Raw genomic sequence first — 20630 nt, 5'->3', positions numbered from 1 at the left:
CGCGAGTTAGTCCTTGTTCGGGAGATACGCTAGCCCGACTAGCAGGACCGCAGCGAAGGCACTGACGAGAACGACCCCCCACAGCCCTGCCTTGCGCTGCTCGTAGTTGTCGATCTCCGACTGTGCACTCCGATATGACTCGTGTGTCTCGGTCGTGTTCGGCGCGAGCTGGACAGTCCCCGAGTCGGGGAAATGGATGAAGTACGACTCCCCGTTGAGATTGACCGGCTCACCCTCCGTGAGTCCGACGCTGATCGTCTGAGATACCGTCCTATTCAAGGGGACACCCGACGACGTGATATTTCCAATCGTCGTCTCGTTCCCCATGTACTGAAGCGTCTCACCTTCGACCAGCGACTTCGTCTCCGGCGTCGGGAGATACGCATCGAGTGATTGCCGCGTATTGTTGCGATACTGCACGTACTGCGTCCCGTTCGGGTATGCGCCCAGCGAGTCAGCGACAGTGCTGTCGGTCAGCAGTAGGCGGGTGACGTTTTGCTGCTGGACGAGTGCTGCTGACGTTGGATCTGTCTCGTTGGGAATGACGACACGATACTCCGGCCCCCAGGAAACCGTTGCCTCCGTCGCGGTGATTTCAGTTATCGTTCCACCGGGAACATACTGATCGTCGTGTTCAATCGTGATCGCCCCACCTCGCTCGAACGTCGTATTGACCGAGCGGTTGTCGACCGCCTCGACACGAAGTGTCGGCGGATCGGTCGAGGCGTTCAGTACGACCTGAGACGCACGGTCATTGAACGTGACTGTCGATCCATTGAGCAGCGTTACCGTTTCGATGGACTGGTCAGCCCACGCGACGGTACGCCAGGAAACCGTCGAGTTGTGTTCAAGCGTCGCCGTCTCGGTCGCGTCCGGATCCGTCCATGTCAGCTCCCCTGACGCATCGCTCAACGACGAAACTGTGTACGTGCGATCCCCTGCTGTGAATGTATCTCCCTCCGTGTAGCTCTCGCCAGCGAGATGGACCTGCGGCCGATCCGCCATCCCGACGTATGCATAGGCACCTGCACTAACGACTACGAAGAGGACAAAATACGCCGCTGCGGCGCGTCGTTGCATACCGTGTCGATGGGACGGGATGACGTATAATCGTTGCCGTTCTTCCGATCGGCAATTTCGCCGAAAACGACAGTCTTAGCCGTTACCGGCAATTATTTCTTCTTCGTTAGCCGCCAATGGAACACAGTAGTCGGAGTCGATGCATCGATCTACGAATCGAAGTCAAAGAGCCGAACTCGATCTGTTCACAAAATAAGCCAAGGGCCGGATTTGAACCGGCGATGATCCGCTCTGCAGGCGGACGCGTTCGGCCAGACTCTGCCACCTTGGCGCAAGTGACTGTTGCCGACTGTTCCGCTTAAGCGTAGCGCTTTCGATCGTACAAAATACGGAACCCCCACACAGCGGGTGCTGTGTGAGGGTGAAGAAGTATGAATGGCAGGCGGCGAACCGGATTTCCCAGAGGCTCGCGCACTCCAGTACTCCCCGGAACGCAGGCGGGCTTATCTTCCGTGTTCGGGATGGGTACGGGAGTTGCCCCGCCGCTGTGGCCGCCTTAACGCCGACTCGCGGACTCGAACCGCGACATCGTACCATAGTCGGTTGGTTTCCACCGTGTGTACGTGCGATCCAGATTGCGCCTGGACTCGTTTCGTCGAGCCACAGTGCGTATGAATGGTGGCTTTGGCTGTTAGTGCTCGCGGGCTCAACGTCTCGTTGCCTCGACGCGCACACCCCGAGTCTATCGATCTCGTCTTCTACGAGCAGCCTCGGCGGTATCTCTTTTCCAGGTGGGTTTCGAGCTTAGATGCGTTCAGCTCTTACCCCATGTCGCGTGGCTGCCCGGCAGCGCTCTCTCGAACGACCGGTACACCAGTGGCGACCACCCGTAGTTCCTCTCGTACTATACGGGCGTTCCCGTCAGATACCATGACACCCCCAATAGATAGCAGCCGACCTGTCTCACGACGGTCTAAACCCAGCTCACGACCTCCTTTAATAGGCGAACAACCTCACCCTTGCCCGCTTCTGCACGGGCAGGATGGAGGGAACCGACATCGAGGTAGCAAGCCACTCGGTCGATATGTGCTCTTGCGAGTGACGACTCTGTTATCCCTAGGGTAGCTTTTCTGTCATTCATTGCCCGCATCGGGCGGGCTAATGAGTTCGCTAGACCACGCTTTCACGTCAGCGTTCCTCGTTGGGAAGAACACTGTCAAACCATCTTATGCTCTTGCGCTCTTCTCCGGATCTCCGACCCGGATGAGATGGTCTTAGGGCGCGCTCGATATCTTTTCGAGCGCGTACCGCCCCAGTCAAACTGCCCGGCTACCGGTGTCCTCCGCCAGGAGTGAGAGTCGCAGCCACTAGTGGGTAGTATTTCAGTGTTGCCTCGGCGGCCCGCTAGCGCGGGTGCCTGCGTCACGGCTCCTACCTATCCTGCACACTAGCGGCCACGTCTCAGCGACAGCCTGCAGTAAAGCTCCATAGGGTCTTCGCTTCCCCTTGGGGGTCTCCAGACTCCGCACTGGAATGTACAGTTCACCGGGCCCAGCGTTGGGACAGCGAGGCTCTGGTTAATCCATTCATGCGAGTCGCTACTGAAGCGACAAGGTACTACGCTACCTTAAGAGGGTCATAGTTACCCCCGCCGTTGACGGGTCCTTCGTCCTATTGTACTAGGTGTTCAGATACCCGCACTGGGCAGGATTCAGTGACCGTACGAGTCCTTACGGATTTGCGGTCACCTATGTTGTTACTAGACAGTCCGAGCCTCCAAGTCACTGCGACCTGCCTCTTCCCGAGGCAGGTACCCCTTATCGCGAACTTACGGGGCCAAATTGCCGAATTCCCTAACGCCGGTTGCTCCCGACAGGCCTGGGCTTTCTCCGCCAGGGCACCTGTGTCGGTGCTGGGTACGAACACTATACTTGCCTTTTCACGGGCCCCAGGTTGAACCGAGTTTCCCTATCTCGCCGTTCGCCCGCTTCGTGCCGTTACGGCTTCCACGAGCTTGGACGATTCGACCGGGCGAAAGCCCGGTTCGGTCTACCCCGAGGCGTCGGCTTTGAGTGTATAGTGGCACTGGAATATTAACCAGTTTCCCGTTCGATCCGCTCGAATTGCGACGGATCTTAGGATCGGCTAACCCTCGGCTGACGAACAGTGCCGAGGAACCCTTGCCCTTTCGGCCGTCAGGATTCTCACCCGACTTTCGCTGCTACTATGGCCAGGATTTTCGTCACCGATCGGTCCACAGGAGTTCTCACCCCTGCTTCCATCCAATCGGAGCGCCAACCTACGCAATCGCCCTGTGACGGGCGTGGTTTGGTCTCGGTGGTGGATTTGAGTCCCGATCATTTTGGGCGCCTCAAACCTCGGCCGGTAAGCTGTTACGCTTTTCTTAGAGGGTAGCTGCTTCTAAGCTCACCTCCCGGCTGTCTAGGGCTTGAGACCACCTTCAGAGGATTACACTTAATCCACACTTGGGGACCTTAACCAAACGCTGGGTTGTTCCCCTTATGGTACACAGGCTTACCCCGCGCACCGGACTCCCCGCGTCGACGGCGTCCGTAGGTTCGGAGTTTGACAGCCGAGCCGACCTCTCTCGAGGGCGGACACGGCAATCGGTCGCTCTACCCCACGGACTACCTCAGCGGAGGTCATGCTTCGACATGTTTCGGTTGGAACCAGCTGTTGCCGGACTCGATGGGCCTTTCACCCCTACTCCTAGATCACGCGAGGGTATTGTAGGACACCAACGCTAACAGGCTTCCACGTACCTTTCGGCACGCTTCACCTTGCCCAGGAGTAGATCGTCCGGATTCGGGTCGTGTTCGTTTGACTCCCCGCCCTTGAAGACGGCGGCCCTGGCAATGCTGCGGCCATGTTGGTTTCCCTATGCCTCCCCGGATACACCGGTTAGGCTCGCCAAACAAACACACTCCCTGGCTCGTTTTTCAAAACGCACGACGGAACATCGGCTTCCCGTGAGTCTTACTGCGGGTTCGCACCCGGGTCATTCGTCACGGGACCTTGTATGCCCCGTCGCTCCATCGCCAACTGATTTCAAGCCCTATTGCACCTCCCTTCTGAGGGTGCTTTTCAGCGTTCGCTCACGCTACTTGTTCACTATCGGTCTCGGAGAGTATTTAGTCTTGACAGACGATGCCTGCCAAATTCACGAGGGATTTCCAACCCCCGATACTCAGGAACTGGCGCACGACGTACTTGACTTCGATACGGGGTTGTCACCCTGTATCACGCTCCATTCCAGGAGACTTCTCGAAGACGTTCGGTCGATGATGACCAGCCCAAAACACCACATATCCCGAAGGATTCGGTTTGGACTGCGTCGCGTTCACTCGCGGTTACTAACGACATCACGTTCGTTTTCTCTTCCTGCCGGTACTGAGATGTTTCAGTTCCCGGCGTTCCCCATTGCGCGAAGCAATTGCGGTGAGGAGTTCCCATTCGGAAATCCTGAGTTCTTCGCCTCCGTGCGGCTCCCTCAGGCTTATCGCAGCTTGGCACGTCCTTCATCGGCTTCCGAGCCGAGCTATCCACCAGCTGGCATAGTAGCCAACTTGTGTGCAACTCGAATGAGTTGCGATGTGTGCAACTGCAAAGCAGTTGCGACGGTGTGTAGTCGAGTCAACGACTACAACGTTTGCAACTGCAGAGCAGTTGCAACGTCACTGTAACTCGATGAAACGAGTCCAGTGGACGCCTGGATCGCACGTACACACGGTGTCATATACACGCCCGAGGTGGTAAGACGGTGCGTGCATCAACCCTTCCCACCCACGCTTGCCGCGGGGTGGTGCATCGGTCGTCCGTGACCAGTCCGAACACCGTCACCCACTTAAGGGGAACGGTTCGGATTGGCCACGAGATATGGACCCACTGGGATTTGAACCCAGGGCCTCCGCCTTGCAAAGGCGGCGCTCTGCCGCTGAGCTATGGGCCCGGCGAATGTTAGCCTTGGTAGTTCGTAGGTGCCCGATCGGCCTGTCGCGAACGGACTCGAGGTGGGCTGGGGCGACGCCCCAGTCCCGATCGTTAGGAGGTGATCCAGCCGCAGATTCCCCTACGGCTACCTTGTTACGACTTAAGCCCCCTTGCGGAGCCCAGATTTGACCATCGCATGATGGCCTCATCCGGACCCCACTCGGGTGCTTTGACGGGCGGTGTGTGCAAGGAGCAGGGACGTATTCACCGCGCGCTTCTGACACGCGATTACTACCGAATCCAGCTTCATGAGGGCGGGTTTCAGCCCTCAATCCGAACTACGACCGAGTTTAGGGGATTAGCGCTCCCTCTCGGGATGGCATCCCACTGTCTCGGCCATTGTAGCCCGCGTGTCGCCCGGCACATTCGGGGCATACTGACCTACCGTTGCCCGTTCCTTCCTCCGCTTTGGCAGCGGCAGTCCCCCTAGTGTACCCAGCCATCGCAAGATGCTGCTGGCAACTAAGGGTGCGGGTCTCGCTCGTTGCCTGACTTAACAGGACGCCTCACGGTACGAGCTGACGGCGGCCATGCACCTCCTCTCAGTGGCTCCAGTAAGCTCATCAAACTGACCTTCACTGCACACTGTCGGTGCCGGTGAGATGTCCGGCGTTGAGTCCAATTAAACCGCAGGCTCCTCCGGTTGTAGTGCTCCCCCGCCAATTCCTTTAAGTTTCATCCTTGCAGACGTACTTCCCAGGCGGTCCGCTTCACGGCTTCCCTACGGCACAGCGCAGGCTCGTAGCCTGCGCCACACCTAGCGGACATCGTTTACAGCTGGGACTACCCGGGTATCTAATCCGGTTCGAGACCCCAGCTTTCGTCCCTCACTGTCGGATCCGTCTTCCCGAGGCGCTTTCGCCACCGGTGGTCCGTCCAGGATTACGGGATTTCACTCCTACCCTGGACGTACCCCTCGGGTCTTCCGGTCCCAAGCCAGACAGTTTCCGCTGGACGCCGACGCGTTAGGCACGTCGATTTCCCAACGGACTTGTCTGGCCAGCTACGGACGCTTTAGGCCCAATAAGATCGGCCATCACTCGTGCTGCCGGTATTACCGCGGCGGCTGGCACCGGTCTTGCCCAGCACTTGTTCCTGTACCTCCCTACGGTACAGAAAAGCGAGGACTATATGCCCTCGCACTCGGAGTCCCCTTATCGCACTGTCGTGCAGTGTAAAGGTTTCGCGCCTGCTGCGCCCCGTAGGGCCCGGTATCTTGTCTCAGATACCGTCTCCGGGCTCTTGCTCTCACAACCCGTACCGATTATTGGCACGGTGGGCCGTTACCCCACCGTCTACCTAATCGGCCGCAGCCACATCCTATGGCGCCGGGACGTTTCGAGCTCTCTGCACTCCAGCATGAGAGCTGTATCCGGAATTAGCCTCAGTTTCCCGAGGTTATTCCGGTCCATAGGGTAGTTTGGCCACGTGTTACTGAGCTATCTGCCACGGGTCTAAACCCGTGCGACTAGCATGGCTAAATCGGACTCCGATAGCAATGGCCTCCGGCAGGATCAACCGGAATGTATCCTGGCCCAGAGGGCCAGGGGGTTAGGCGGGAAACACACCCAGATGGGGTGTGTTGCTATCGCATTGAGTCACGTTCGACGACACCCCGATCGGGTGTCACCGAACTACCAAGGCTAACATCAGATCCCATCTGTACGGCGGACCGCAGGGGTGAGATCCTCATTTCCTTCGGACCCGTACGTTACCCGGGAAGGGTATTAAGCCCTTCGAACCAGGTTCGGTCAGGGTCCAGTGTGGCCGGACATCGACGGCCCCGGCCAGGCCACGTTCGCGTCACATCCGAGCACCCTGTTACACTTAAGGGCGTCGGATCGCCCCCGGAGGGGCGGCGAACTCAACTCGCCACCCGGATCAGCCGGGGAGCGAGCGATGAGTGGCCCAGCGGGGCGGGCGTCTGCCCTGCGCCACTGTGCATTCGATTCGAAGAGAGGGTTTTACTTAAGGCCGTCGAAGCGGAGCCACTTCGTCATGCGATTACACAGGACAACGAGATGAAGAACCCCCGTGTTAATTTCCAACGGGGGATGGCAGATGGCACTCACCAACGACAGGGGTCGTCTGCACGCACGAACGCACGAAAGAGTGTTTGCAGTCTAGATCTCGTCGAGGTGTTCGACGCCCTGCTTCGAGACGTTCCCCTTCGTGATCTCGCTTGGCATCCAGTCGGGCTTGTCCTCGGGTGCCTGTTCGTCCCAGGCCCAGCCTTCATAGATGTGGACTTTCTTGGTCCCCTTTTCTCGCAGTCGCAGTTCCGTGGGATCGGCTACCTCTTCGCTGGAGGCAGGGTCGAGCCGTCGAGCTGCCTTCAGCGCAGCCTGTCGAGGTGTGCTCCCTGAGAAGACGCTGGATTCTGTCCCGTCCGATTCTCGGAGTGCGAAGTTTCGCTTGTCTTGGTCGGGTGCCATGGTTTGACCACTCCGTGTGGAATCAGCACATGACTCATTATAAATATACCCCAAAATCCGGTCCCGTCTCTCGGTTCATTTATAAGCGATCGCGGACGTGGTGGTGAAATCTGCCGGAAAAGCGGTATGAGAGAGTGGAGTTATACCTCGCGCGCAGTTGAACTGCGAGACGCACCGGAATCGGGGCACGGTAGACTTAAGTATGTCCTGCGGCGATGGACGAGACAAGATAGCGCGATGGTGCGAAAGAAGAAGCTCAGCCCGAGTGGTGCAAAAGACGAGGACGGGGAGTATCACAACGTCCACATCAACCTCCACGAGGACGAGCTCGCCGTCGCAGGTATGGAGATCGGCGACGAGGTCTTCGTCAGAGTGCGGGACAACAAGATTATCATCCAGAAAGCCGATCAGGAGGATGTCGAACACGATTTCTGAGTCGAAATGAGCCTCTATGAACGCGTCAGACCGCTGTTGTTTCGATTGCCCCCGGAGACGGCTCACTCGGTCGCCCACAGGGGGATGGCGATGGCGGAGCGAACGCCGCTACCGGGACTGTTAAAGCGGGGATTCGCCGTCGAGGACGAGCGGCTACGGGTCGAGGCGTTCGGGCAGGAGTTCCCCAACCCGGTCGGAGTCGCCGCGGGCTTCGACAAGAACGCGGAAGTGCCACGGACGCTTCGGGGGCTGGGGTTCGGACACGTCGAAGTCGGTGGAGTGACCGCTGAGCCACAGTCCGGGAACCCGCGTCCCCGGGTGTTTCGGCTGGTCGAAGACGAAGGGATCGTCAACCGGATGGGATTGAACAACGAAGGGGCCGATGTCGTCGGCAAGCGTCTTCGATCGGCCAACGTGGGATGCCCGGTCGGTGTGAACCTCGCGAAAAACGAGCGGACGCCGGCCGAAGAGGCACCCGCGGACTATCGGTACGCCTACGAGCAGGTCGCGGAGGGCGGGGACTTTTTCGTCGTGAACGTCTCCTGCCCGAACTCCGAAGGGTTCCGGGATCTGCAGAACCGTGACACGCTAGAGGCGATTCTCGACGAGCTCCGGGATGCCGGAGCGAGTCCGCTGTTAGTGAAACTCTCGCCGGACCTTCCCGAGCCCGCACTCGAAGAGACGCTGGAGCTCGTCGCGCAGTACGACCTCGAGGGCGTGATCGCGACGAACACCTCAACGGAGCGGCCGGACAGTCTCAACAGTCCGGGTCGCGTCGAAGAGGGGGGACTGTCAGGGAAGCCGATCGAGGAGACCGCGACGGAGGCGGTTCGGTTCGTCGCCGAGCGGACCGACGTACCGGTCATCGGCGTGGGTGGGGTGTTCACCGCTGCGGACGCCTACCGGAAGATACGCGCGGGCGCGAGTATGGTGCAATTGTACACGGCGTTCATCTTCCGTGGCCCGACTGTCGCCCGGGAGATAAACCAGGGTCTGGCGACGCTGCTCGAACGTGACGGGTTCGACAGTGTCAGCGAAGCTGTCGGAGCTGATCTGTAACCAGTACCGTTAGGTCGGTATCGCCACCACCTAGAGACGATGGGACGGGTACGCACGTGGCTGGCGCGGAACCGCGAACGCCTGGCTGTCTGGACGCTCGTCGTCGTGTTGCTGGCAATACTTGGCGTCTTACTGTATTTCGGGACGCCGTTTCACGGGAGCGAGGCAAGCATCCAGGCCGCCCAGGCGGACGACCGGATCGACTTCGAACAGCGGGGTGGCGACTACGTTCTCAGTCCCGCAAGCGGAACGTCGGAGGTTGGACTGGTGTTCTATCCGGGCGCACGCGTCCATCCCGACGCGTATCTCTCGTCGCTATCACCACTAGTTACCGAGGCAAACGTCACGGTCGTGATCACGAAGATGCCGCTGAACCTCGCGGTCCTCGAGCAGGGTGCAGCGGCGGACGTCATCGGACAGCACGACGTCGAACAGTGGTACGTCGGGGGCCACTCGCTGGGTGGCGCGATGGCCTGTCGATATGCGGACGAAAACCCGGAGCAGGTCACGGGAGTCGTCCTGTTCGGGTCGTACTGTGACCGGTCGATCAGCGATAGCGGTCTCCGAGCGTTAAGCGTAGTCGGGAAACAGGATACGGTGCTCGACTGGAACAGCTACGAGAACAGCAAGGGGAACCTGCCGGCCAGCGCGACGATCAGGGAGTTAGAGGGGGTGAACCACACGCAGTTCGGGAGCTACACGGGCCAACCTGGCGACGAACCCTCGGGGACGACGTACGCCGTTGCCCACCGACGGCTGGCGAACGTGACTGTCCCGTGGTTCAGGCAGGCGAAAACACCACTCAGGGCGTCAGCCGGGTGACAGAGAGCCACTCGATGTCGTCACCGACAAGTGCGAACACCATCCGCTTGCGGACGCCGTGAGCCAGCCGGACGTCGAGCGCGAGATCACGCGGGGAGAACGCGTGATCGGCCGGGAGGACACGAACGAGCAACTCCGAGTGCCCGAGTTCATCGACGTGTTCGACGTCGGCGTACGTCCGGAAGTCGGCGCCGAACTTGTAGCCGGTCTTCGGAACGACGTTCCGATCGCGGAGCGCGCGATAGACGGCGAGACGGCGATCGAAGCGGTCTCCTTCGACCTCGCGTCCACGTTCGAGGAGCGTCCGCTCGTCGATCGTCAACACGCCCCGGCCGGCGAGGAAGGCGGCCTCGAGCAGCGACAGCTGCAACGGCGCTCCGTCTTCGCCGAGCGGTTGGCCGTAGAACCCGCGCTCGTACAGCGCCGTCGGCGGGTCCCAGACGAGCACGCGGTCCTCAAGCAGATCGCCTGGGACATCGCGGGGGGGATCGACGCGCGTCGAACCCCCGATATCGGGACGTTCGGTATCGAGATAGGTGATAGCGGACTCCTCGTCGACGACGGCGAGGACGACCTCGCCCAGCGACCGAGCGGGAACGTCGGTTCGTTCGCCGATCGCCCGAACCCGGTAGGCGACAGTATCGTCCCAGGGGCCGTTGCCGCGAGGATAGACGAGAAAGTCGACGCCGGCCTCGTCGGTCGGAGAGAGGTAGAAGCCGCGATCGCGCAGGTCCTTGTAGACGAGCACGTCGATCTCGGAGACGAGATCCGAAGACAGGAGGTCCCGAAAGTCCAGCCGGTCGCCCGAGTCGGCGTCCCGGATCGCCTCGATATCGCCGCGGTAGAGGATGTGCGCGGCCTCAACCGGGGCGAGCGCCAGGTCGCCGTCGACGACGCGCCCGTACCCGCGCGAGTCGTAGAACCGCTCGCGCGCCTGTCGGCCGCCCCGAACGGTCGATCCGTCGAGAGTGAGTTCCATGTGCAATCCAGCCCGCTCACGCGCAAAGAGGCTACGGTCCGCCCGGGGTCAATTCGGCAGTATCGCACGTCGCATCCAGACAGCGCCGTCCACCGTCGGTGTCGAAAAGCGGCAGTCCGCAGGCACACTCGCCGACGACCGTTCCGGACGGGAACGCAAAGCCGGTGTCGCAGTCGGGGTAGTTCTCACAGCCGACCAGCAGACCGCTGCGCCGGAGGATACGGAGGTCACCACCGCAGTTCGGACACTCCCACTCGCGGTCGAAGGCACGCTTGACGACCGCGTCCATCGATTCACACTCCCGATCGAGGCAAATCTCGAACACGTGCCCGCGTTCGACGCGCATGAGCGGAAGTCCACAGTCACACCGCTCGTCGATGACGGTCGCGTCGCCGGGCAGGCCGAATCGTACCGAACAGCCGGTACAGGACACGCCGTCCGCAGTGCGGACGAGCGTCCCCGCACAGTCCGGACAGTCCCCGACCGGCCGCCCGGCCGCGCTGGCGGGGTACTGGCCGCGTGCGTACTCCTCGTGAACGTCGACCCGGAGGTGTTGGTCGCCGTCGCGGGCCTCGATCCGGTCGGTCTCGATAGTGACCGATTCCGCGCGAGTGAGCCACGCGACCGGCTGGTAGCCGTCGGCGTCGTGGACCAGCACGGTGTTATCGGGTTTGACCAGCACGGTCATCCGACCGCGCTGGCGGTGGGCGCGAACGCGGTTGCCATCGAACGTGCTCGTACACTCTCCGGTCGTGACGGTGATCGCGTCGTGCATACCGCGGGTGGCGTCGACTTCGAATTTAAACCCTCGGGGGATCGCCATCGATTTCTCGCCGGCCACTCAACAGGAAGTATGAACGCAGTGCTGTTCGACATGGACGGGGTCGTCGTCGACTCGGAGCGGTACTGGCCGCAACTCGAATCCGAGCACCTCTTCCCGGAAGTTGTCCCGGGGCAGGACGTCGATCCGGAGGAAGTCATGGGCATGAACTACAGGGAGATCTACGGATACCTGGCGGACAACTACGAGGTGGCCGTCGACAGCGATCGTCACGCCGAGCTGTTCGAGACGCTCGCAGCGGAACTCTACGGGGAGCGCGTGACCCTCATGGACGGGTTCGAGTCGCTGGTGTCGGAGCTACAGGCGGACGGTATCAGCGTCGGACTCGTGACCTCGTCACCGCACGCGTGGATCGATATCGTACTCGATCGCTTCGAACTCGGGGGGCGCTTCGATGCGGTCGCCAGTGCCGAAGACGTCGACAGCGGGAAACCAGCACCGGATGTCTACCTGCGGGCGCTCGAAGCGCTCGACGCGGACCCGGATACGAGCGTCGCCGTCGAGGACTCGACGACCGGGGGGAAAGCCGCGAAGGCTGCCGGGCTCAGATGTATCGGCTACACCGGCGTCCACGACGGGATCGACCCCGAGATCGTGGACACCGTCGTCTCGGACCCCGAGCACTTGCGGCGGGTCCTGTTCGACCAGTTCGAGTGACCAGTCAGATCAATCAGACCGAGAAGACGGAAGCGTCATTGGCCGTACTCGCGGCCGACCAGCAGCGAGACGACGTGTGCGACGAGGAGGGCAACGAACGCGTTCATCGTCGCACCGTCCAGACCAGCGAACAGGAGGGGGATATACACGAACGGTAAGACGACAGCTGTCCAGAAGCCGACGAACCGGACCGTCGGGGCGATCGTTGCTCTGACGGTCGCCAGACCCAATCCGAGCGATTCTCGACGACTGCTAGGGGACGCGTTTGACATCGCGGGGACACCTGTCGATCCATACGTGCCACCACCACATATAGGGAGCCGACCGTTAGCGCCATTTTACGCGAGTAAAATCGGCCTTCTCAGGCGCCCTTGACGGTATGTCATAGGTTGACAAAGGGCCAAAATGCTATTAAATCGGCCGAGACATTTTATCGAGGTATCTGAGAGCGTTTCAGCAAAAGTCGATGAGGAATGCGTTCGAAAGCCGCCTGCTATTGGCCGTTGTAAGTAATTCCACGTCGGTCGTCCGCTGTGAGCGGTCGCAGGGAGGCACAGACATCGGCCAGGAACGGGAGCACCAGTCCAGACAGAGAGATCGAACCAGAACTATACGCGGTTCATTACTGTAACGGATCGAGTCTCGACGACCGGTTCCAGCGGGAGTTCGGGGTGGGCAATCTCGACCCGGAACGTGAGTTCGTCGGCGTCGCCACCGAAGACCCCGACGGGGAGCGTCGTCTCGCCGAGATAGCAGTCCGTCGCGGTCATCTCGACACCGTTGACCGTGACCCGGACGCCGGCACGAGCGCCGCCGGCGACGTTTCGAACCGTCACCTCCTGCATACTGTTCTCGCCGCGGGCGATCGTCTCCGGGAACGACCCCCACTCGACGACAACCTTCGGGAGATCCCGGGCGCGCTCCTGGACCCGTTCGGCGACGCTCTCACTCAATCCGGCAGCGGTGAGGGTCCCGCGGTCGGCGTCGAGTACGTCTACCGGTGTCGCGAAACCGGCGGCCGCAAGCGTCTTCGCCCGGCCGGAGCCGACTCCGTCGATCGCCGTGAGCGCGACCGCATCCTCGCTGAGGCCGTGTTCGACGCGGGCCTCGACCCGGCGGGCCAGGTTCGCCGCGCTGGCGTCCGCGAACCGATCGAGGAACGCGCGAAGCGCCGCCAGCAGGCGAAGCGCGTTCTGGCGAATGATCCAGGAATCGCTTTTCAGTTTCGAAGGGACCGTCCCGTTCATGCCCGAACGGAGGATCGCGTACACCTTCCGCGGGCCGGGGTCGAGCGCGTCGGCGCGGCCGCCCAGCACCGCATCGACGGCGTCTTCCTCGTCCTGGCGGGCCGAGACGCTATCGAAGGCATCAGCCTGTGCGACAGCCCTGAGAACACCGTCGTCGGTCAGATCGTCGGCGTCCTCGGCGAGATCTGCGAACGATCGAGCGGTGTCGAGCCGGAGGTAGAACTTCGATGCGAGCCGACCCAGCGCCGTCGCGTCGACGGTCAGGTCGTCGTCCATCTCGACGAAGCCACGATCGACCAGGCCGCGCAGCGTCGTCGAGGCGTGTTCCCGGAGGTTCGCGGCGTCGTCGTATTGTGCCGGAGCGCTCTCGGCTCGAACGTGATAGAAGGTCGTCTCCAGCCACGAGAGTACGTCATCGAGATCGTCGATCGTTCCCATCGCGATCTCGGCGTTGAGATGGGAGGGGAGGTCCTCAGCCAGCCGGGATTCGATGTCCTTGCCGTCCCGGAGCAAGCGTCGGTACTTGTCGGCCTCGCTCCGATCGGCGACGACCCAGGCGTACCCCGTGTCGTCGTAGCCGGGCCGGCCCGCTCGCCCGAGCATCTGGAGGACGTCAAGGGGACTCATATCGACCTCGCCTTCGAGCGGGTCGTGATACTTGGTGTCTCGGATCACGACACACCGTGCGGGCAGGTTCACGCCCCAGGCGAGCGTCGACGTCGAGAAGAGCAACTGGATCTTCCCCTCGCGGAACCACCGCTCGACGCGATTCTTGTCCGCCCGGGAGAGACCGGCGTGATGGAACGCAACGCCGTCTAGAACGGACTGGCGAAGCGTGTCGTTGCTCAACTCGGCGGCGTCGTTGTGAAAGTCGTAGTCGCCGCGAGCGCCCATCGGAATATCGCGTTCGACCAGCTCGTCGCGTGCTTTCTTCGCGGCCTGGACGGTGTCCTGGCGGGAAGAGACAAAAACCAGCGCCTGGCCCTCGTCGTCGAGATGCGGTTCGACGAGGTCCATCGCACGATAGAGCCGCCGGTACTTGTCGGCAAAGGCGTTGTCGCCGTGCGTGTAGGTCTTGACGTCGGCGTTGAGCGGGACCGGGCGGTACTCCTCGCCGAACTCGAAGGTCGTCTCCGGCGGGGCGTCGAGCCAGTCAGCCACGTCCTCGATGTTGGGCATCGTCGCCGACAGCGCGACGATCCGGGGGTCACAGAGCCGCCGGAATCGCGAGATCGTCACCTCCAGGACCGACCCGCGTCGCTCGGAATCCAGCAGGTGCACCTCGTCGATGACGCAGGTGTCGATGTCGGTCACGAAGGAGTACCGCGGGGTGTCGTGCTTGCGCGTGGCGGAATCGGCCTTCTCGGGAGTCATCACGAGCACGTCCGCGCGCTCGGCCCGTCGGGGGTTGAGATCGCGCTCGCCGGTGACGACGTACACCGAGTAGCCCAACTCCTCGAAGCGTTCCCACTCGCGCTCCTTCTCGTTGGTGAGCGCACGGAGCGGGGCGATAAACAGCGCGGTACCGCCCGTCCGGAGCGTCTCGGAGATCGCGACCTCGGCGACGGCCGTCTTGCCGCTGGCGGTCGGCGCGCTCACGACGACGTTGTCATCGCGCTCCAGCAGGGCCGGAAGCGTCTCGGTCTGCATCCGGTTGAACCGCTCGAAGGGGAAGGCGTCGGCAAAGTCCGGAAGCACATCCGAAACGGGGATTTCCGTCTCGCCATCTACGTAGGAGGCCACACCGGAACCGGGGTGTCTGACGGCATAGTGCTTACGGAGCGACCGGCCCAGCGGGAACGCGGACGGCGAAAACCGGGAACGACCGGCAGGATTTATATTCGGGACTCTCCCACCCACGGGTATGCCAATCGAGCCCGGCGACGGCGTGACCATCGAGTACGTCGGTCGCCTCGACGACGGAACGATCTTCGACACGTCCCGACGCGAGGTCGCTATCGAGGCAGGGCTGGCTCAGCCCGCCGACATCGAGCCCGAAGAATACGCAGCGCTGTCGTTTACCGCCGGCGAGGGTGAGATAATCGAGGGGTTAGACGAAGCGCTGATCGGGATGAGCGAAGGCGACACCGAGACCGTGACCGTTCCGCCAGAGGAGGCCTACGGCGAACACCAGTCAGACCGCGTCAGAGAGTACGACGCCGAGACGTTCAAGGGGATGGTCGGCCAGCAGCCGGCAGTCGGATTGCACGTCCAGGCCCAGAACGGACTGCACGGCGACGTGACTGCCGTCAAAGAAGACAGTGTCGAGATCGATTTCAACCACCAGCTCGCGGGCGAGACGCTGACCTTCGAGGTCGAAATCGTCGAGGTTCGTGGGTGAACGGTGCAATGTGTGGTTGAGAAGTGACAATAGGTGAGGGTATTTCGGAGATGGAAATGAATAGAGCGCAGCAGAGACATGATCAATGAGTAAACCAACAAACGAAAGGAAAATATCAGCGAGCAATTCGCCCTGTATGGTGCTCTGTTCTGGCGTGGAATGTGCAAAGCTCAGTAGCTAAACGATCGTGTCGTAGGTCGGATGTCAGGACGGTCAGGTAGCCCATTCAGCGAGCCATCGTGTAACGGTGGTTTCAACGAGGCCAGCCACGCCGAATAGAACCAACGAGAGAAGGGCATAGCGGACGACCATTCGAATACCCGACGGGGTGAGGACGCGATCCGTCTCGCGTTGGAGATACCGAGCCAGGTCGGAGGGTATGCGAAGTCCAGCCGCACCGGCAAACCAGAGTGCAGGAAACTCGAAGATACCGTGTGGAATAATCAACCAGACGAAATCATTGTGGACAAGTTCGACACCGAGCGGTATCCCAGCCAGAAATAGATTGGCGAGCGTTACGAGCCCAAAACCCAAAACAGTCGTCGCGTAGACAACAAGATTGTTCGAGAGAATACCAAAAAAGGACGGATCCGAAGGGAGAAAGTATAGCGAGTAGTCGAATGTCTCCATCCCAGTCAATCGTGAGACGCTCGTTGCGAGAAGACCGGCAATCACACCGAAAACCGTCGTACTGGAAGAGGCGGCCAAGAGTCGAAGTCTATCCTTCATCTATATGAAGGACGCGATGATAATACCGCCGAAACCGACCAGACCAGTGAGAAGACCCATCGTAAGACCAACCCTTTCTAAGGTAGGGCTGAAGCGTGTGTTGTTTTCGTCTGAGATATCATCAAATAATCCGGGCCGTAGTACGAGAAGCGCAATGAATCCGCCGGCAATACCAGACATAACCGCACCAGCACCAGCCAGTGACGCGGCCACGACAAGATCCTTGTACCAAATGTATGCACCAGCGATATAGACTATCGTCACTGCAATAGCGGTGATTTCCCGCACGATGCCAATATTATTTGTGCTGTTATTCATTATTTATAATTATAAATAAATTTTTAGATGGTTATATTGCTATGCAAGGAGTCCGCCACCAAAGAGGGCAAAACCGGCGCCACCGGTGGCGATAGTAGCCCCACCGTATGCGAGGGCAGTTGAACCCGTGAACTTACCGGCTGCGATCATCGCAGTCCCACTGGTACCGAGGGCGGCGGCGCCGCCCATAAAAGCACCACCGTCATTACGTGTCTGAGTATCGCCTCCGTCACCGACATACTCATTGTAAGCGTATGCTGCGGGAGGCCCCGCTACTGCCGACAGAAGGATTGCTAGGACAGAGAGGGCTGTCAGAAGGGCGATACCCCAATCCTGTTCGAATCGTGCGCTCACGTTCATAGTTGTGTTGACCGCATCGAATTCTAATAGACAAGGCATTAAAAAAAGTATTGATATACTATATACCGTAGAAGTTAAGTAAGAATCTTTTAGTAGTTACTGAATATATGAGAAGTACTCAGTTAGTAATAGTATCACCTAGTAAGTTTTATAAGAACGATCAACGGGCGACGGATCTCAAGTGGTCGTTCGGCATAGTCTTGGCGACTGCTCTCGCAAGTATACTCGGATCCGTCTATGCGTTCACACAATTCATTGATACGTTTCCAGGTGCCGTGAGAGCCTTCGCTATCCTCGGTGGGTTAGTGACGTTGTTTGAGGGGATCTTCGGTACATTCCTGGTCTGGTTCGCATTTGCAGGGACATTCTATTTCCATTCGATGCCATTTGGCGGCAATGGGGACTTCCGTGACCTTTTGGCAGCCATTGGCTGGGGATTCATCCCATCGGGTATTGGCGCCTTCATCGGTTCCGTATCAGCGATCTACGTATTCTCGCAAGTCCCACTACGACCAGTTGGAGAAGGTCTTACCCAAGCGATTCAGGCGACAGAAAGTAACCCCTGGCTGGTACTCGCCAACGTCCTTGGAGTGCCCTTCGCGGTGTGGCAGGGATTCCTCTGGTTCTACGCGGTAAAGAGTATTCGCGGCCTGTCCTCCAGAGAAGCAATTATCACCGTCGCTGGCCCAGTAGCTGTCTCAATTAGTTGGTCACTCTGGAACATCGTTTGAAATGGCCGCTGACCACTCGAAGAGTACTAGCGCCACCCCGCGTTTGCGCGTGGTCGCAAAGAAGCCTGTTGGTGGGCGTTCAGACTTCAAAAACAGTAGTGAAGTGTTAGTCCACGACGGTCCGGGTTCGGGTGTCAGGACACGACGAGATTGACCACCCAGGGAGTGATGACGACCTCCACCACGGCGGCGACGACCACGAGCGCGACGGCAGTCACCGCGACCACAGCCGAGTCTCGCACCGTCCGCCGGTCAAGTATGTACTCGGTGTTCCCAACTAGGTACGAGCCGAGTGCCCGCGGGAGCTTGAACCCCGCTGCAGCAGCCAGCAGGAACGCCGGAACCTCGACGATGACGTGAGGCAACACCGCCGCGAGCGCCACGTCCGGTGACGCCGCGGTGGCGACGACGCCCCCAAGCACGCCCATTACGAAGCCATTGAAAAGCGTGTTTACGAGCGTCGGAACACCGAGCGCGAGACCGCCAGCCGCGGACACGCCGACGACGACTGCGTTGTTCCCAAGTATGTGCAGGAACGTGAACTGTCCCACACCCGCAGCCGCGGACGCCGACGCGACCGACGACTCGTAGCCCGCGACATCGACTCGCGTCCCGAACGCGACGTACGCCACGAACCCGAGCAGGAACGTCCCCGCGTAGACCGCCGTCGCTGCGACCAATTCGTCGCGGTGTGCAGCGAGCGCCGACCGGACACGGTGACTCATCGCCGCAACGCGACGGCGGCCCCGAGATGGTACACGAGCGACAGCACCACGATGCTGTAGAGCGCGACGCGTAACGGCAACGGCACGCCCGCCTCGCTCGTATAGGCGACAAAGACGCCGACAAGCAAGCCGACGTTCGCAGTTACAATTGCGATGCGCTGCGTTGGTTCTTCGTAGACCCCGGAGAAAAACACAACCAGGGGGAGCGCTCCGGCACAGGCAACGACGAGTTTTGAGAGCATACGTGTATGTAAATCGAGTTGGTAGTGGTTCGACGCCCCGACGGCTCGGGACGCGAAAGCAGGCGGTTACGCGAGGGCCACGGCGCCGCCGGCGCCGGTCATACCCAATCCGATAGCGGCAGTCGTGCTAACGGATCCCGCCGTCCCGTAGGCGGTAACTGCGCCACCGATAGACGCAAGGCCGCCACCGGCAGCAGCAGCACCGCTAGCGGTGCTCCCCTGGTAGATGAGGTACGCGCCGGCGCTCATAGGCGTGGCAGTCGCGAAGAGCGCCAACAGCGTGGTTCCAACGGCAAATGCCGTGAGGACGGTACGGTTGTCGTACTCGGTAGTAGTCTTTGTCATACTGCTACACTAAACTATATATAGTACTATTAGTTAAATCTGACTATATCCTCAAAATCAGAATTATTTTATATTGCTTAGAGAGAATTGCATTATATGTGGGTGACGCACCTCCTCCGTGATCCCGATACCTTCTTCGAACGACAGGCGAACGAGCTCGAAATGCGGCGGGCGACGCTCGTCGTGTTGGCCACCGCGTTCGCGACGGTCCTCGGCCCCGCATACGTATTCCTCCAACTCATATCGGGCACTGACGGCCCACTCACCGTGTTTTACGCGATCGGCGGCGCATTCGGCGTGTTCACGTCTGCACTCACGATTTTCGTAATCTGGATCCTCTTCAGTATCCTCTTTTTCACGCTCACTCGGCGGCTCGGCAGCGACAGCGAGTTCCGCACGATTTTCTTCCTCACCGGATTCGGCTTCCTCCCGCTTGCGTTTGCGGGCGTCGCGAGCTTCCTCGCCATCTACGCCGTCTTCACCGTGCCCGAGGCGGTGACATCCGGCGCGCTCCGTGCCCAGATAAAGGCAATGAACCAGCATCCAGCCATCCAGGTCATACGAGTCGTCAGCGTCGGTTTCATCTGCTGGCGCGGCTTCCTCTGGGCGTTTGCCCTGAAACACGCGACGGACGTGGGCCTGCGACGGAGCGCGCTGGTCGCCGCCATCCCGACGCTCGCATCGGTCGTTTGGGAACTCACTCATCTCGTGTAGTACGCCGCCTAGATACCCGCATTCCTGTATTAGCGGTGTGAGAATAGGCATATGGCGGCGCATGCGGCTCGATAACGCGAAAACTTTCGATGCCAAGGATCGGATTCCATAGCCGCATCCCCGAAAATGACGATTGCGAGCTCAATTGTATTCGCGCCAGCGGTGGCCACACTCCTGGCATTTGAAGAATCGCGTCGGCGGCTCGTCCGCGGAGCCGGTCTGTTTGATCGTGTACCAGGCTTTCGTGTGGCCACACTCCTCGCAGACGACGTCCTCGGCGGTGGGCTTGCCCTCGAAATTCGCGCCCTCCTCGGTTTCGATGACGTCGTCGGTGCTCTGGGACTCCGTCGAGACGAACTGTTCGGCGGCGCCCTCGTCGCGTCGCTGTTCGTGCCCGCAGGACGAACAGACCATCACGTCGCCATCGGCGTGCATCATCGAGCCGCATTCGTCACAGAACTGCATCCGTGCCGAACTGTTGGCGCCGGCGATATGTTAAGTGCTACTGGTCAGTCCGTTTCGGGAGAGCCGACATGGGTGTGTGCGGCCAGAGTCGACCTGCGAGTGGCGGTGCCGTCGATCCCGCGAGCCGCGGCGCCAACGGGACCGACAGGGTTTC

The 20630-nt window shown here is 60.4% G+C and carries 19 protein-coding genes, 2 tRNA genes and 3 rRNA genes; 7 read left to right on the top strand and 17 right to left on the bottom strand.

Annotated features, from left to right (window positions below; translation table 11 throughout):
• Positions 1-6 precede the first annotated feature (6 nt).
• From HSEST_RS00435 to HSEST_RS00405, 7 genes are all read right to left on the bottom strand, one after another.
• Positions 7-1080, bottom strand: coding sequence for a hypothetical protein (locus HSEST_RS00435; RefSeq protein ID WP_229121604.1), 1074 nt, complete (start codon positions 1078-1080; stop codon positions 7-9).
• A gap of 195 nt (positions 1081-1275) precedes the next feature.
• Positions 1276-1351 (bottom strand) — tRNA-Cys (locus HSEST_RS00430).
• 106 nt (positions 1352-1457) lie between these two features.
• Positions 1458-1579 (bottom strand): 5S ribosomal RNA (gene rrf, locus HSEST_RS00425).
• A 113-nt stretch (positions 1580-1692) separates the two neighbouring features.
• A 23S ribosomal RNA gene (locus tag HSEST_RS00420) occupies positions 1693-4612 on the bottom strand.
• A gap of 306 nt (positions 4613-4918) precedes the next feature.
• Positions 4919-4990 (bottom strand) — tRNA-Ala (locus HSEST_RS00415).
• Positions 4991-5084: 94 nt separating this feature from the next.
• Positions 5085-6556: ribosomal RNA gene (locus tag HSEST_RS00410) — 16S ribosomal RNA — on the bottom strand.
• The 16S, 23S and 5S rRNA genes sit together here with 2 tRNA genes alongside, the layout of an rRNA operon.
• 598 nt (positions 6557-7154) lie before the next feature.
• A complete protein-coding gene (locus tag HSEST_RS00405; RefSeq protein WP_229121603.1) occupies positions 7155-7466 on the bottom strand; it encodes a non-histone chromosomal MC1 family protein in 312 nt (103 codons plus the stop codon).
• Between the two features lie 237 nt (positions 7467-7703).
• On the opposite strand from HSEST_RS00405, the gene HSEST_RS00400 reads away from it, so the two are divergent.
• Genes HSEST_RS00400 through HSEST_RS00390 form a run of 3 tightly spaced genes read left to right on the top strand, consistent with a single transcriptional unit; the run spans position 7704 to position 9782 of the window.
• Positions 7704-7901: a hypothetical protein gene (locus tag HSEST_RS00400; protein ID WP_229121602.1), complete on the top strand. Its 198-nt coding sequence runs from the start codon at positions 7704-7706 to the stop codon at positions 7899-7901.
• Between the two features lie 6 nt (positions 7902-7907).
• On the top strand, positions 7908-8960 hold the full coding sequence (locus tag HSEST_RS00395; RefSeq protein WP_229121601.1) for a quinone-dependent dihydroorotate dehydrogenase: 1053 nt from the start codon (positions 7908-7910) through the stop codon (positions 8958-8960).
• 39 nt (positions 8961-8999) lie between these two features.
• Complete coding sequence (locus HSEST_RS00390; protein ID WP_229121600.1) at positions 9000-9782, top strand: alpha/beta fold hydrolase; 783 nt, start codon at positions 9000-9002, stop codon at positions 9780-9782.
• On the opposite strand, the gene endA is transcribed toward HSEST_RS00390, so the two are convergent.
• Together endA and HSEST_RS00380 are read right to left on the bottom strand one after the other, a co-directional pair.
• Complete coding sequence (gene endA, locus HSEST_RS00385; RefSeq protein WP_229121599.1) at positions 9763-10761, bottom strand: tRNA-intron lyase; 999 nt, start codon at positions 10759-10761, stop codon at positions 9763-9765. The two genes, HSEST_RS00390 and endA, sit on opposite strands and share 20 nt — an antisense overlap.
• A 31-nt stretch (positions 10762-10792) precedes the next feature.
• Positions 10793-11536 carry a topoisomerase DNA-binding C4 zinc finger domain-containing protein gene (locus HSEST_RS00380; RefSeq protein WP_229121598.1) on the bottom strand — a complete coding sequence of 248 codons (744 nt, stop codon included), beginning with the start codon at positions 11534-11536 and terminating at the stop codon, positions 10793-10795.
• A 78-nt stretch (positions 11537-11614) separates the two neighbouring features.
• Between HSEST_RS00380 and HSEST_RS00375 the strand changes: the two genes are divergently transcribed.
• Positions 11615-12259 (top strand): HAD family hydrolase, encoded by a 645-nt coding sequence (locus HSEST_RS00375; protein WP_229121597.1) that lies wholly within the window; start codon positions 11615-11617, stop codon positions 12257-12259.
• Positions 12260-12294: 35 nt separating this feature from the next.
• Here the strand turns inward: HSEST_RS00375 and HSEST_RS00370 are convergent, their stop codons facing one another.
• A complete protein-coding gene (locus HSEST_RS00370; protein WP_229121596.1) occupies positions 12295-12531 on the bottom strand; it encodes a hypothetical protein in 237 nt (78 codons plus the stop codon).
• A gap of 336 nt (positions 12532-12867) precedes the next feature.
• Positions 12868-15219: a DEAD/DEAH box helicase gene (locus tag HSEST_RS00365; RefSeq protein ID WP_229123012.1), complete on the bottom strand. Its 2352-nt coding sequence runs from the start codon at positions 15217-15219 to the stop codon at positions 12868-12870.
• 151 nt (positions 15220-15370) lie between these two features.
• Here HSEST_RS00365 and HSEST_RS00360 point away from each other — a divergent pair, with 151 nt between their 5' ends.
• Complete coding sequence (locus tag HSEST_RS00360; RefSeq protein WP_229121595.1) at positions 15371-15847, top strand: FKBP-type peptidyl-prolyl cis-trans isomerase; 477 nt, start codon at positions 15371-15373, stop codon at positions 15845-15847.
• Positions 15848-16060: 213 nt separating this feature from the next.
• On the opposite strand, the gene HSEST_RS00355 is transcribed toward HSEST_RS00360, so the two are convergent.
• Together HSEST_RS00355 and HSEST_RS00350 are read right to left on the bottom strand one after the other, a co-directional pair.
• On the bottom strand, positions 16061-16576 hold the full coding sequence (locus tag HSEST_RS00355) for a stage II sporulation protein M (RefSeq protein WP_229121594.1): 516 nt from the start codon (positions 16574-16576) through the stop codon (positions 16061-16063).
• Entirely contained in the window at positions 16577-16894 is a 318-nt protein-coding gene (locus HSEST_RS00350; protein WP_229121593.1) for a hypothetical protein, read from the bottom strand.
• Between the two features lie 467 nt (positions 16895-17361).
• Between HSEST_RS00350 and HSEST_RS00345 the strand changes: the two genes are divergently transcribed.
• Positions 17362-17985, top strand: a complete 624-nt coding sequence (locus HSEST_RS00345) for a Yip1 family protein (protein ID WP_229121592.1) — start codon at positions 17362-17364, stop codon at positions 17983-17985.
• Between the two features lie 134 nt (positions 17986-18119).
• Here the strand turns inward: HSEST_RS00345 and HSEST_RS00340 are convergent, their stop codons facing one another.
• The 3 genes from HSEST_RS00340 to HSEST_RS00330 all read right to left on the bottom strand — a co-directional run bounded on the left by HSEST_RS00340 (position 18120) and on the right by HSEST_RS00330 (position 19297).
• The gene (locus tag HSEST_RS00340) at positions 18120-18710 is read right to left on the bottom strand and encodes a stage II sporulation protein M (protein WP_229121591.1); all 591 of its coding nucleotides are present in this window, start codon (positions 18708-18710) and stop codon (positions 18120-18122) included.
• Positions 18707-18952, bottom strand: coding sequence for a hypothetical protein (locus tag HSEST_RS00335; RefSeq protein ID WP_229121590.1), 246 nt, complete (start codon positions 18950-18952; stop codon positions 18707-18709). Before HSEST_RS00335 ends, HSEST_RS00340 begins: the two co-directional genes overlap by 4 nt.
• Before the next feature lie 66 nt (positions 18953-19018).
• On the bottom strand, positions 19019-19297 hold the full coding sequence (locus HSEST_RS00330) for a hypothetical protein (RefSeq protein WP_229121589.1): 279 nt from the start codon (positions 19295-19297) through the stop codon (positions 19019-19021).
• 96 nt (positions 19298-19393) lie between these two features.
• Here HSEST_RS00330 and HSEST_RS00325 point away from each other — a divergent pair, with 96 nt between their 5' ends.
• Positions 19394-20011 (top strand): YIP1 family protein, encoded by a 618-nt coding sequence (locus HSEST_RS00325; protein ID WP_229121588.1) that lies wholly within the window; start codon positions 19394-19396, stop codon positions 20009-20011.
• A 141-nt stretch (positions 20012-20152) separates the two neighbouring features.
• Here the strand turns inward: HSEST_RS00325 and HSEST_RS00320 are convergent, their stop codons facing one another.
• A complete protein-coding gene (locus HSEST_RS00320; RefSeq protein WP_229121587.1) occupies positions 20153-20476 on the bottom strand; it encodes a transcription factor S in 324 nt (107 codons plus the stop codon).
• Positions 20477-20630: the final 154 nt, after the last annotated feature.

It is taken from the genome of Halapricum desulfuricans, assembly GCF_017094465.1.
Classification (GTDB): Archaea; Halobacteriota; Halobacteria; order Halobacteriales; family Haloarculaceae; genus Halapricum.
The sequence above is the reverse complement of the archived record's forward strand: the minus strand, read 5'-3'. Positions and strand labels throughout refer to the sequence as shown.